We start from the raw sequence: 14,315 nt of genomic DNA, 5'->3' as shown, positions 1-14,315 counted from the left end.
AATTAGATGATTAATCAAAACGCTTATCTCATAATAGATAACCATCCTTTTTTAACCGTTCCATCTCCAATGGTAATCACATAAAAATAAGTACCTGTTGGCAGCATATCTCCTCTATTAATTACTCCCGACACATTGGCCGTTCCGTTCCAATCATTTTCGTAATGCTGTTTACTGTATACCAATGCTCCATATCTGTTATAAACTTTCAGCTCATTATTTGGATATGATTCGATACAATCGATTCTGAAAAGATCGTTTGCTCCATCGTTATTTGGCGTGAATTCATTGTAAACTGTTAAACAAATTGGAGTAACCGAAACTGAAGCTGAATTATTTGAAGCATCAACATCTAGTGGCGTTGAAATTTCTATTGTAGCCACATTCAAATAATTTCCGCTTGGCAATACCTCAGCCACAATTGTAAGTATAGCACTTTGACCAGAATTCAACGTTGGAATCGTCCAAAGCTGTGTCTTTGGGTCATAAACTCCTATTGTTGTACTTGAACTTACCAAATCATAACCGCTAGGCAGTAATTCGCTGACGATGGTATTTATAAAACTACCTTGTCCTACATTATTTACAGTCACTGTAAAGGTTACATGATCGCCAAAATTAGGTGTTGGATTATCGACTGTGTTTGTAATTGTTATATCTGAACAAGTCGCAACTGTTACACCCAAAGTCTTGGTGGTAGTTTCATTACAAGTATTGGTATAGGTAACTTGAACTTTACCCGGCCCAATATCTGACCATGAAATTGTAACATCATCATCTGATGTTCCGCCGCCATTAATAATGGTTCCGTTAGTTACAGACCAAACGTAATTTGATTTTCCATTTGCTATTGAATAAGTCACACCTTGAAAAACACATGGTGTATCATCATTGGTTGTAATTGGAACTAAAGCATCATTTTCAAAACTAACTGTTACACCTAATCTTGAAGCTCCTCCACAACCATTTGTAAGATTGACAAGCGCATCTGCATAATATGTAGTTGCGGTTAGCAATGTACTTGCAGTCAACGGAACTCCTCCTGTTGGTGTTGAATACCAAACCACATTTGCTTCATTAACCTGAATATTAGCTAATGTTGGTGACGCTGCTAAACAGAATATTTGCGCTGTTCTTGGTGTTGTAATTCTTCCAGGCGTATTTACTGTTACTGCAACTGCTAATCTATTAGGATTCTCGCAGTTTGTACTGCTTGCTACTACTCCATAATAAGTTCCAGTCGCTAAAGCTGTAGAAGCAGGAATAGCGGTACCTCCGGTTTGGGTATTATACCAAATTACATTTGCTTCATTTACTTGTATACTTGCAACAGTAGACGAAGCAGTTGAACAGAAATCTTGTGTTGTATCTGTTGTAGTTGGCGTTGGACTCGGATTTGTTACTGTAATTGTAACTTTTAATCGAGCTGAGCTTTTACATCCTGTTGTAGTCTCTGTGATTTCTCCGTAATATATACCAGAAGTTAATGCAGTGGCTGCAGAAATTGCAGTTCCTCCAGAAGGAACATTAAACCATGACACATTGCTTTCATTTACGTTAATACTAGCAATGGTTGGCGCTGTTGTTGAACAAAACTCCTGTACTGCATTATTAGTTGTAGGTGTTGTTGAATTACCAACAGTAACGGTCACTTTTAATCTATTACTACTCTCACAACCTGTTACAGCATCTTTTAATGCTGCAAAATAATCTCCATTTGTTAATGGTGCAGTTGAAGCAACCATTGTTCCTCCAGTCGCTGCATTATACCAAATCACATTACTTTCATTTACTTGGATGCTGGCTACTGTTGGATTATTTCCTGAACAGAAAACCTGAGTTCCAGAAGTTGTTGTTGGTGTAACTGGGTCTGTAACACTTACAGCGACAGCTTGTCGTACTTTGCTTTCGCAAGTTGTTGCAGCATCTTTTAAGGCCGCATAATACGTTCTTGTAGTTAATGCTGTTGCTGCTGTTACTACATTTCCTCCTGTTAAGGCATCATACCAAACTACATTTCCTGTTACCGGGCTTACATTAATACTTGCAATTGTCGGTGCATTTACCAAACAGAAATCTTGATCAGTATCCGCAATGTTTGGTGTGCCTGGATCTGTAACATTTACCACTACTGCCAACCTTACATTACTTTCGCAAGTTGTTACGGCATCTTTTAGAGCAGCATAGTACGTTCTTGTAGTCAACGCTGTTGTTGCTGTTACTACATTTCCTCCTATTGAGGCATCATACCAAACAATATTACCTGTTTCCGGACTTTTATTAATACTTGCAATTGTTGGTGTATTTATTAAACAGAAGTCTTGATCTTTATCTGCAATATTTGGCGTACCCGGATCTGATACATTTATCGCAACTGCTAATCTTACATTACTTTCGCAAGTTGTTGTAGCATCTTTAAGAGCAGCATAGTAAGTTTTTGTAGTTAATGCTGTTGCTGATGTTACTACATTTCCTCCTGTTGAGGCATCATACCAAACTATATTTCCTGTTTCTGGACTTATATTTATGCTTGCAATTGTTGGTGCATTTATCAAACAGAAGTCTTGATATTTATCTGTTATGTTTGGCGTACCTGGATCTGTAACATTTACAACTACAGCTTGTCGTACTTTGCTTTCACAAGTTGTTGTCCCATCTTTTAAGGCTGCATAGTATGTTCTTGTAGTTAATGCTGTTGCTGCTTTTACTACATTTCCTCCTGTTAAGGCATCGTACCAAACTATATTTCCTGTTACTGGACTTATATTAATACTTGCAATTGTTGGTGCATTTACCAAACAGAAGTCTTGATCTGTATCTGCAATATTTGGTGTGCCCGGATCTGTAACATTTACCGCTACTGCCAACCTTACATTACTTTCACAAGTTGTTACAGCATCTTTTAGAGCAGCATAGTACGTTCTTGTCGTTAATGCTGTTGTTGATGGTACTACATTTCCTCCTGTTGAGGCATCATACCAAACAATATTTCCTGTTTCTGGACTTACATTTATACTTGCAATTGTTGGAGCATCAATCAAACAGAAGTCTTGATCTTTATCTGTTATATTTGGCGTACCTGGATCTGATACATTTACTGCAACAGCTAATCTTACATTGCTTTCACAAGTTGTTGTGGCATCTTTTAAAGCCGCATAATACGTTCTTGTTGTCAATGCTGTTGCTACAGTTACTACATTTCCTCCTGTTGAGGCATCATACCAAACTATATTTCCTGTTTCTGGACTTATATTTATGCTTGCAATTGTTGGTGCATTTATTAAACAGAAGTCTTGATCTTTATCTGTTATGTTTGGCGTACCCGGATCTGTAACATTTACAACTACAGCTTGTCTTACTTTGCTTTCACAAGTTGTTGTCCCATCTTTTAAGGCTGCATAGTACGTTCTTGTAGTTAATGCTGTTGCTGCTGTTACTACATTTCCTCCTGTTAAAGCATCATACCAAACTATATCTCCTGTTACTGGACTTACATTTATACTTGCAATTGTAGGTGCATTTACCAAACAGAAGTCTTGATCGGTATCTGCAATATTTGGTGTACCTGGATCTGATACATTTATTGCAACTGCTAATCTTACATTGCTTTCACAAGTTGTTGTGGCATCTTTTAAAGCTGCGTAGTAAGTTCTTGTGGTCAACGCTGTTGTTGATGTTACTACATTTCCGCCTGTTGAGGCGTCATACCAAACAATATTACCCGTTTCTGGACTTACATTTATACTTGCAATTGTTGGAGCATCAATCAAACAGAAGTCTTGATCTTTATCTGTGATGTTTGGTGTACCTGGATCTGATACATTTACTACAACAGCTAATCTTACATTGCTTTCACAAGTTGTGCTGACATCTTTTAAAGCCGCATAATACGTTCTTGTTGTCAATGCTGTTGTAGCTGTTACTAGATTTCCTCCTGTTGAGGCATCATACCAAACAATATTACCTGTCTCTGGACTTACATTTATACTTGCAATTGTTGGTGCATTTATCAAACAGAAGTCTTGATCTTTATCTGTTATATTTGGCGTACCCGGATCTGTAACACTTACAACTACCGCTTGTCTTACATTACTTTCGCAAGTTGTTGTAGCATTTTTCAAAGCTGCATAGTAAGTTTTTGTAGTTAATGCTGTTGTTGGTGTTACTACATTTCCTCCTGTTAAGGCATCATACCAAACTATATTTCCTGTCTCTGGGCTTACATTAATGCTTGCAATAGTCGGCGCATTTACTAAACAGAAGTCTTGATCTTTATCTGCAATATTTGGTGTGCCTGGATCTGTAACGGTAACTGTAATTGCTAATCTATTTTTACTTTCGCAATAAACCGTTGGGTTCAATTTTATAGGAACAGAAAGTACTCCATAATAAATTTTACTAGTCAATGGATCACTTGCTAATAGTGGAGTTGTACTTGTCGGTGAATCGTACCAAACAACATCAGCTTCATTAGTTTTAAGATCTGAAACTTTTGGACTGTTTATTACACAAAAATCTTGAGTATTATCATCAGTTGTTGGTGTTGCTGGATCAGTAACTGTTACCGTTACTTCTTTAAGCTCGCCAGCTTTATTTGGACAAGTATTATCACTTTTAACTGCTGCATAATAGGTCATAGGACTCATTGCTGCTGTTAAACCAGAGGCTGTTAAAACTCCTGTTGCATTATCTACTGTGTAAGTTACACCATCAATTACACCAGTTAAAATTGGCTTCGTTTTATTAGCATCCAAATACCAAAAGAATACAGGATTTACTAAAGAACTTGAAGGCGTTAAAGTCGCTGTTGTATTGTGACAAACTGAATCATTATCAACTGAAATATCCGTTGGAAGAGAAGTTGGTAAAATAGTAAATGTTACTTGTTTTCTATCGCCTGGAGCAGTTTCGCAATATTCATCAGAACTAAGTCCTACATAATAAGTATAAGTTCCAGGAGCTAATCCTGTTACGTTTAATATTGAAGCTGTTTCTCCGGCGATTAAATTACTTGTTGTTCCATCAAAACTATACCAATGATAAACGGGATTTGTAAGTGTTGGTACAGGTGTAACTAAAACTGCTTCTAAGCTTACATCTCCATTTTCAGAACAAATCACGGTACTAGATCCATTATTTATTTTTACACTAGCTATAGTTGCAGCTGGCGTGGTTGCTCTAACCACAACTGTTACGACACCTCTTGTTAAAGCGGGACAACCATAACGAATAGGTTGAATATAATATTTATAAGTACCCGCTGTCATTGCAGCTGGAAGTGTATAAGATTGACCATTAGCCAATACATTACCGCCAGTTGGAGAATCATACCAAGCGTAAGTTGAACAATTCTTAGGAGCAACCTCCAATTTTAGTTCAGAACCTGGACAGACCGTGAGCGTATTATTAATATCACTGCCTATAACCTTCGTATTGGTTACTCGATCTATACTATGAACTCTAAGCTGATCAAATACAGTTGCTACACCGCCTAAACTAATTTTAACTCTATCGTAAGGCTGGGTTTGAGGTGCAAGAATTGTCATAGCCATAGTATCGCCTGAAAGTAATTTTAAACTCAATAAATTACTGTCGTTCTTAATAGGTGCTCCAACCTCAATATTTCCTGAATAAAGTTGGATAACAAACCCTGTAAGCAAGTTAAGATTTAAAATTGTACCAGGTTTAGAAATCACTATTCTAAGACTATCACCAACCATTGATGGTGTTCTAAAAGCCGCTGTAAGTTCGGCTGCAGCCAAAACTCCTGCTCCGCTAAACATTGTAGCATAGGTACCCACATCACCATCAGCAGCATTCCATGGTTGAGAAACCCCTACTGTAGTAGTCAAAGCTCCTACTCCTAAATCTCTTACACCAGAAAAAATATCTTCGATATCGCCCTGACCACATGTAATTTGTGTTACTTGTTTTTTGTAATGAGCATCATAAACATTAATACTTTGTCCCACACTTAAAACTGATCCTAATTGTACTCTGATACCATCATAATCTTTAGTACCAGAAACATCAGAAGGAACAAAGGTGTATTCGAATGAATTTTGACCTGATAATAAATTCACTAATGATCCCGATACAGATTGCAGAGTTCCAATATCAATTGGATTTCCAAGTCCATCACGTTTCGTACCTACTACTGTAATACTTTGTCCTACCGCAATTAAACTGTTTTCTAAACCAAGTTTCACAGTTACAGGAGTTCCTTTAGAAATAGTTGTTGGCCATTGCAAATTTTGCCATGTCGTTCCGATACCCAAAAGTCCTAAACCTGTAGTTATTGTCGAATATGTACTTGGATTACCATCTACTGCTAAAGCCTCATTTGAAACACCTCCGGTAAGAATTGATCCGGAAGATTGTGCATTAGCATAAACTCTTTCTAATAAAGTATCACAATCCAAAGGATCAATAACACTAATTGTTACCGTTTGACTATTGGTACACGTTCCGTTATTAGCAATTGCAGTATAGGTATAAACACCAACAGTGTTAAGTGCTCCTGTACTATTTGATGGTAATGCATTTCCTTGCGGATCATACCAAGTTATTGGTGCGTTTGACGTTGCAGTTAATGTCACAATTTCTCCTTTGTTAACGACTCTATTAGTGATTACATTTGTTAAAGTTGGAACAGGATTAATTGTAACGGTTACTTTCTGTTTCGCAGACAAACAACTATTACCTGTTGTTTGAGCTTGAATCCAGTAATCTCCTCCTGTAGTAATATTTGCAGCTACTTCGTCTGTAATTTGAGTATTTATTGGACTGTAGAAAGTGTAAGTTGTATTTCCTGTGTTGTCAAAATTTGTAATCGCATCTTTTAAATTTACTTTCGCACAACCTGATAAAGCTGCTAAAACTGTCAAAGTTGGAGTAGCTGAATAATTTACTACCACTTCTTTTCGGTCTCCAGCTGCATTTTCGCAAGAACCTTGATTAAACACTGAAATATAATAGTTTTTAGAAGCTGTTAATCCAGTAATCGTTAAAGCACCTGTTACACCATCTTTTGAATATGTTATACCTCCTATTGTCCCATTTGCAATTGGTGTAATGTCACTCTGATTTTCATAATAGTTAAATATCACTCCTGTTAAAGAAGATGTCGGAGATAGTACAATTCCTCCTGCACAAGAAGCTGTCAAAGGACTACTTATTAAAATATCCGCAGCTGTTGGAACTGGTACAACATTTACTGTCACTGCCTGACGAGTAGAATTTACACAAGTTCCACGCGTTTCTTCTAAATAATAAGTAGTACTTGTACTTAATGCTGGTGTAGTATAAGTTGAAAGTGCAGAAAGCTCAGTCCCTCCTGTAGGCAGATTATACCATTTATATGTTTTTCCTGTAGTATCAGAAGTAACTGCCAAATTTGTTGATTTCCCAACACAAACAGTAGTTCCTGAAACAGTTGCTTCTTTATATCTATATGAAGCGCCATAAATATCTAAACTAGTTGCTACAGTTGCTAATCCTCCTAATGCAACTTGAATGGCTGAAAATGATCCTCCCGCAACAAAACTTGCTTTAAATCTATTTCCTCCCAACAACTGAACATTTACGAGAGCTCCAATAGTGGTCAAATCATTATTTGGAGTTACACCGTTAAAACTTCTTAATGTAACATTAGAAACAAGTCCAAGATCAACAATTCCTCCTGGCAATCCTAACTCTACATCTATAATATCTCCCGCTTGACCCGTTGTTGTAAAAATTAACTTTTGTTCTAAGGTTGATAAAATACCAAGTCCTAAAAAAAGTTTTGCTGCAGTAGTATTATCTCCATCTACTGAAAAATCTGGATCTGTTACACCACAAAAAAGAGTACACACAGCACCATTCAAACTCGTTTGTTGCGTAGTTGGTCTCAAACAAACATCAACACTGTTAATTACAGATACATTGATTGCGGCTCTTGAACTGCTTACACAATCTGAGGCTGTAGCACGGGCTTCAACATAAAATGTTTTACTCGCGGTTAAAGCAGGGACAGGTGTATAAGTGCTAGCTCCATCACTTAGATTTAAAGGAGTTCCTCCTGTTGGTGTATCAAACCATTTATAAGAAACACCAGCGACAGGATTTAAAACCTCTAAAGTAATACTTTGTCCAGACTGAATAACCACGTTCGAATTTGCAGGAACAGGTACTGAAGGTCGGGGACTTACATTAAGAGTTACCGATGAACGCGGACTTACACAATCTCCAATCACAGCTTCAACATGATAAGAAGTAGTAGTCGATAGATTTTGAGTTGTATAAGACGTTCCTGTAAAAACTAAATTTCCTCCAGTTAATGCATCATACCATTTATAAGTTGTACCCACAACCGGCGAATCGACTGTTATCGTACTTGATTGTCCTGCACAAAGATTTGACGGAGATGCCGTGATAGTAGATGTAACAGGATTATTTACAGTAACAAGAACAGCCGACCTTTCACTATTAACACATCCATTGCGAGTTACCTCGACATAATAAGTTGTATTTGCTGTTAAAGTAGGAGTTGTAAAAGCAGCTGTACTTGTTAATAAATTTCCTGCTGTTGCAGCATCATACCATTTGATCAATTCACCTAAAGCGACATCGGCTGTTAATGTTGTTGTTTGTCCACTGCAAATCGTTTTATTTCCAGTTATAGTTCTTTCCTTAAACTTATAAGAGGCTCCATAAATGTCAAGACTAGTTAATAATAAAGCCAATCCTCCCAATCTAACCTCTACTCGATCAAAAGCTGATTTTGCAGTTAAAGTAACTCTAAAGCGTTCTCCTCCTAATAACTGGACATTCAAAAGAGAGTTTACAGCCGTGCGATCGTTATTAAATGTAGCGCCATTGTAAGTTGCAAGAGAGATATAACTTAATAAACCAACATCTGCTAAGCCGCCTGGGATTCCTAATTCAACTGTAATAACATCTCCCGCCTGACCTGCATTATTAAATTGCAAAATCTGCTGCACCCAATCATTAATGAGTCCAACAGGTACAGACAGCCTTGCTGCAGAATTATTATCGCCATCAACCGACTTATTCTGATCTGATGAACCACAAAGTAAACAAAGCCCGCTCTGAGAAGTCTGCTGGCTATTTGCCTGCAAGCAGCTGCCTTGCGCAGCTGCAACCGTAACTGTTATAGGAACTCTTAAAGCACTAACACAACCACCAGCACTATTACGAGCCTCGACATAAAAAGTTTTTGTCGCAATTAAAATAGGTGTAGTAAAAGTATCTGAGTCTCCTAATAATTTAGTTCCTCCAGTATTTACATCGTACCAATCAAAAGTAACCCCTGATTCATTTGTAAAAGCACTTAAAGTTGCATTTTGTCCTGATAGTATCGACACACTCTGAGTCAATACCGTTGGATTTGCAGGAACTGCCGTTGATGTAACAGTTACCGTAGTTCTTGTTGTTTTACAGCTTCCAATTGCCGCCTCAACATAAAATTTTGTAACACCTATTGGAACTGTAGGAGCGTAAGTATTTCCTGTTGTCAAAAGAGTTCCTCCTGTTTCTGCATCATACCATCTGTAATCAGTACCAAGTACAGGATTAATTACAGATAATGTAGTTGACTTTGTTGCACCAGAGGAGCAAATTGCCGTACCTGCAGTACTAATTGTTGGTAAAACCGGCTCAATTACATTGACCGTTACAGGAGTACGTTGATCACTTTCACATCCTCCAACTCTTGAAGTGCTGACATAATAAGTTTTAGATGCTGTTAAAGCAGGAGTCGTAAAACTACTGACATTTGAAAGAACAGTTGTTGATGTTGGAGAATCATACCAAGCAATAGTCGTACCAGCAGCAGCAGTTGCAGAAAGAGCAATTGATTGACCTGTACACACAGATTGGGTCTCCCCGCCAACAATTGTTGGTTTAGCAAATTGTAAGCGTGCATCATAAATACGCAGAGTATTTAGAACACCAAGTAAACCACCTCCAAGCTTAATTACAACTTTGTTGGCATCTTGAGTCAAAGTGTATCGCACTACCCCAATTTTATCACCCGAAAGCAAGGATAAATTCAAAATAGAACTGCCTAAAGCAACTCTATTACCAGCACTTGTTGTGCCCAAAAAGGGCTCAATTGTTGCAGTTGAAAATAACCCCAAGTCAAGTATATCATCACCGCTGCCAATGTATAAGACAATTTGATCTCCGGCTTTTGCAGATTGACTAAAATTTAAGGTATACTCAAGAGTGCAGGCGACTCCTACAACAGTACTTAACGTTGCTCCTGTCTGTGGTATTGCACTTGACTCTGCATCGTAAGCAAATGTAGGATTGGTTACACCAGAACCAACGCAGATTCCAACATTATTAACACTATGCGAAGTGGGTCTACAAAAAGTTTGCGCGAAATTTATATTACTGAGCAGCAGTAAAAACACCAAACCAAATAATCTCTCCTTTAAGATGAGATCATAAAAAGTAATTTTTTTCATAATTTGGAAGATTAGAAAATGGACAATAAAATACCTGTTGCGGTAAGCACGTATGCTTAGGCAATTTTAAAACTGTTAATAATCAAACACTTATAATGAAATTTTAATTTTTAGTGATCAAAAATTAAAACTGCACTTTAATAAAAATTATGTTGTATTGTGTATACCAAAGTATACTAAAGAGCACTTTTTGCTCACTTTGAACAAAAACTGTCTTAAAACTTTTTGGAAATACTGATCTAAACCAGACTTCCTCGAGGAGTGATTTGTTAGAGGGATAATTTTCATAAAAGAAAATTTAAGTTTAAGTAGAACTGGGGGTAATTCTATTAAAAATACTATCATTCAATATTTATAGAAAGTTGATTACTCTTTCTGTAAACTTTGTTTCATTAGAATAAATTCTAAAATTGAATGCCAATACCCTTAATAAATAATAATACTGTTTTTAAAAAACAGAAAAACACCTTTCATCAACAAAACCGCCGATTGGATTTTGAAAACGAAAAAATAATATAATTGTAAAATTTGAATAATAAGTTTGAAGTGGAACTAAAATTAAATTTGAAAATCAATTTAATTTTATACAAACTCATAAAATATAAAGCTAAAATAATACCTAATGAAAAAATGATAAAGAAAGTAATGATTAATTCCATATGCAGCTTAATTAAGTTATTATAAAAAACTTCAACTCTCAATATTATAGAAGTAAACAATTAAGTATTAAAAAACACTTTATTAGGATGTCATTTCCAAAAACAGAAAAAACAACTTTGTTTAACTTTTCTAAACTAAAATTAGAAAAAAGAAAAACATTAAACAAACGTAAAATTCTTATTTTTTGATTCAGAAAAACCTAAAAACATCAGAACATCAGAAAAACCTATAGTTAAACTGCATCTTTTTGTCGTCAAACATCAATCAAAATTCTTTGTTATTTTGTGTTAAACTTTTTATTGTAGTACATATACTACAATAAAAAGAGAAAATCAATCAAAAAAAACACCAAAATCAATCAAACAAGGAACAAATCTTACATTTACACCTGAAACTTTCAATTTATTGCAGTATTAAGAAAAAAAGCGTAGAAATACGGGGTAAAAAAAACAACAAAGCTTAAACAAAAGTTAAAAAATTAAAAAAAGGTAAACAATTGCAATAAGCAACCATTTACCTTTTACTTCCTTTTTAATTTAAAAACTAAGATTCAATTATTGAATTAATCTGAGAGAATAATTGTCCATCACTTAAAAAAGCACCTTGCTGAATCAACTCAAATATAGATGCATTTCTATCTTCAGTAAATACTTTCTTTCCAACCTTCATTTCAATGTTTTCAGTAAACATATTATCAGATAACCATTGTAAACCTTCTGTAGTTAAAAAATCAGTTTCTTCAACTAGTGATTTCAAAACTATTGATTGTACATGCGTTTCAAAACACTGAAACAAGAAAATATGATTTCGAGAGAAATGTTCTAAAAATTCAGCTCTTGACAATACCCCTTCCCAAATTAAATCCGAGAAAACATCTAATTCCTGCTCAGCAACTTCAGGTTTGTTTACTTTTAGAGCATCCCACTCTGCTTTATCAATAGCTTGCGTCGCTAAAAAACTAGCAAATTCTGCATGCAGTTCATCAAATTGCTCTTTTGTTAATCTTGCGTATTTCATTTTATTTTAGGCTTTATGCTTTACGCTGTAAGCTAAATACTCTAGCCACCAACATTAAGTCTAATTAATATTAATTAATTTCATTAAACAAAAAAATCCCGATTCGCATCGGGATTTTTATATAATCTTTAAAACTATTACTTTTCAGCAACAATTTCGTAAGCTAACTCAACGATTACATCTCTGTGTAGACGAACTGAAGCATTGTATTTTCCAGTACGTTTAACGATACCACTAGTGATGAATTTTCTATCGATAGCATTTCCAGATTTCTCTAAAGCTTCAGCAATATCGATGTTAGTGATAGAACCAAAAAGTTTCTCTCCACCAGCTTTTGCAGTAAGTTTAATTTCAAGAGCTTTTAAAGTTTCAGCTAATGCTTTAGCATCAGCAACAACTTTAGCTTCTTTATGTGCTCTTTGTTTTAGGTTTTCAGCTAAAACTTTTTTAGCAGAAGGAGTTGCTAAAGTAGCAAAACCTTGAGGAATTAAAAAGTTACGACCGTAACCAGGTTTTACAGATACTACATCATCTTTAAATCCTAAGTTTTGTACGTCTTGTTTTAAAATAATTTCCATGTTGTTGTCCTTATTTTTAGAAGTTAGGTTCTGATCTAACAGAAACCAGCGACTAGATTTTTTTTATACTATTTTAATAAATCGGCCACGTATGGCATTAAAGCTAAGTGACGAGCTCTTTTTACAGCTACAGAAACTTTTCTTTGGTATTTTAATGAAGTTCCAGTTAAACGACGAGGAAGAATTTTTCCTTGCTCATTTACGAATTTCAATAAGAAATCAGCATCTTTATAATCGATGTATTTGATTCCTGATTTTTTGAAACGACAATACTTTTTAGTTTTGTTAGTTTCAATGTTTAAAGGCGTTAAATATCTGATATCTCCGTCTTTTTTTCCTTTTGCAGATTGCTCGATTGTAGACATAATAATTACGCTTTAGTAGATTTTAATTTTGCTCTTCTTCTTTCCGCCCATGAAATAGCATGTTTGTCTAAACTTACAGTTAAGAAACGCATAACTCTTTCGTCACGTCTGAATTCAGTTTCAAAAGCAATTAGAACTTCTCCAGCTACTTTGAATTCGAATAAATGGTAAAAACCACTTTTTTTGTTTTGGATTTCGTAAGCCATTTTTTTAAGACCCCAATCCTCTTTCGATACCATTTCAGCTCCTCTACTAGTAAGAAATTCTTCAAATTTCGTTACTGTTTCCTTCACCTGAACCTCAGATAAAACGGGATTTAAAATGAAAACAGTTTCATAATGATTCATAAATACAATATTTATTTGTTAAAATTGGGTGCAAAAGTAACCATAATTTTTAAATATACAACACTTTTTTACTTTTATTCGTTGTAATGTAAAAAACAGAGCTTAACTTTAGTTTTTTTTACAAAAAAATAATACATTTACTATTGCTATCCTGAATTTATTCTAAATTTATTGTTATGAAACTAAACTGTGTTGTTGTAGATGATAGTTCTATACAAAGGACAATTATTGCAAAATTAGTCAATAATCACCCAGGTTTGCATTTAATCGGTGATTTTTCTAATGCAATTGAAGCGAAGAGTTGTATCTCTTTAAATAATATCGACCTAATATTTCTTGATATAGAAATGCCTGTTATAAACGGCTTTGACTTCCTTGATGGGCTAAAGTCTAAACCGCAGATTATATTCATTACTTCTAAAGCTGAATACGCTTTAAAAGCTTTTGATTATGATGCAACTGATTATTTGCAAAAACCTATTGCCGTTGACCGTTTTAATGCTTCTGTAAAAAGAGCTATCGATATGCATTTGCTTAAAAAAGAAGTTAAAGAAGAAGAAGGCGAACATATCTTTATCAAAAGCAACCTTAAAAAACTTAAAATCTTCACAGCAAAAATCAAATGGATTGAAGCTTTTGGAGATTATGTAAGAGTGGTTACTGAGGACGACAGTAATTTGGTACTTTCAACTATGAAGTCTTTTGAAAATGACTTATCAAAAGATAAATTTATTCGTGTACACAAATCGTACATCATTAATATAGATAAAGTAGAACGTTTTAACAGCAAGTTTGCTGAAATCGGGATTACTAAAATTCCGCTTAGCCGCAACAAAAAAGAAGACTTAGTAAAAGCATTGTCAACGTCGTAAT

The 14,315-nt window shown here is 35.2% G+C and carries 6 protein-coding genes; 1 reads left to right on the top strand and 5 read right to left on the bottom strand.

Features of this window, described 5'->3' with window-relative positions; genetic code table 11:
* Positions 1-23 precede the first annotated feature (23 nt).
* The 5 genes from ACHRV0_RS10020 to rpsF all read right to left on the bottom strand — a co-directional run bounded on the left by ACHRV0_RS10020 (position 24) and on the right by rpsF (position 13,442).
* Positions 24-10,475, bottom strand: a complete 10,452-nt coding sequence (locus ACHRV0_RS10020) for a gliding motility-associated C-terminal domain-containing protein (RefSeq protein WP_395440752.1) — start codon at positions 10,473-10,475, stop codon at positions 24-26.
* Between the two features lie 1,203 nt (positions 10,476-11,678).
* Positions 11,679-12,152 (bottom strand): DUF6495 family protein, encoded by a 474-nt coding sequence (locus tag ACHRV0_RS10015; protein ID WP_089058072.1) that lies wholly within the window; start codon positions 12,150-12,152, stop codon positions 11,679-11,681.
* A 137-nt stretch (positions 12,153-12,289) separates the two neighbouring features.
* Positions 12,290-12,730, bottom strand: coding sequence for a 50S ribosomal protein L9 (gene rplI / locus ACHRV0_RS10010; RefSeq protein WP_089052249.1), 441 nt, complete (start codon positions 12,728-12,730; stop codon positions 12,290-12,292).
* 68 nt (positions 12,731-12,798) lie between these two features.
* Positions 12,799-13,095: a 30S ribosomal protein S18 gene (rpsR, locus tag ACHRV0_RS10005; protein ID WP_002987043.1), complete on the bottom strand. Its 297-nt coding sequence runs from the start codon at positions 13,093-13,095 to the stop codon at positions 12,799-12,801.
* A gap of 5 nt (positions 13,096-13,100) precedes the next feature.
* On the bottom strand, positions 13,101-13,442 hold the full coding sequence (gene rpsF / locus ACHRV0_RS10000; protein WP_007810575.1) for a 30S ribosomal protein S6: 342 nt from the start codon (positions 13,440-13,442) through the stop codon (positions 13,101-13,103).
* A gap of 176 nt (positions 13,443-13,618) precedes the next feature.
* Between rpsF and ACHRV0_RS09995 the strand changes: the two genes are divergently transcribed.
* Entirely contained in the window at positions 13,619-14,314 is a 696-nt protein-coding gene (locus ACHRV0_RS09995) for a LytTR family DNA-binding domain-containing protein (RefSeq protein ID WP_071637338.1), read from the top strand.
* Position 14,315: the final 1 nt, after the last annotated feature.

Origin of the sequence: Flavobacterium sp. FlaQc-30, assembly GCF_044005885.1 — a bacterium.
Taxonomy (GTDB): domain Bacteria; phylum Bacteroidota; class Bacteroidia; order Flavobacteriales; family Flavobacteriaceae; genus Flavobacterium.
Note: the sequence above shows the minus strand (reverse complement) of the source record. Positions and strands in the feature narration are given on the sequence as shown.

What these genes read in the sequence shown, in the direction of transcription:
- ACHRV0_RS10020 (WP_395440752.1), bottom strand. Translation starts at nt 10,475, where the DNA reads ATGAAAAAAATTACTTTTTATGATCTCATCTTAAAGGAGAGATTATTT.
- ACHRV0_RS10015 (WP_089058072.1), bottom strand. Translation starts at nt 12,152, where the DNA reads ATGAAATACGCAAGATTAACAAAAGAGCAATTTGATGAACTGCATGCA.
- rpsR (WP_002987043.1), bottom strand. Translation starts at nt 13,095, where the DNA reads ATGTCTACAATCGAGCAATCTGCAAAAGGAAAAAAAGACGGAGATATC.
- rpsF (WP_007810575.1), bottom strand. Translation starts at nt 13,442, where the DNA reads ATGAATCATTATGAAACTGTTTTCATTTTAAATCCCGTTTTATCTGAG.
- ACHRV0_RS09995 (WP_071637338.1), top strand. Translation starts at nt 13,619, where the DNA reads ATGAAACTAAACTGTGTTGTTGTAGATGATAGTTCTATACAAAGGACA.
- rplI (WP_089052249.1), bottom strand. Translation starts at nt 12,730, where the DNA reads ATGGAAATTATTTTAAAACAAGACGTACAAAACTTAGGATTTAAAGAT.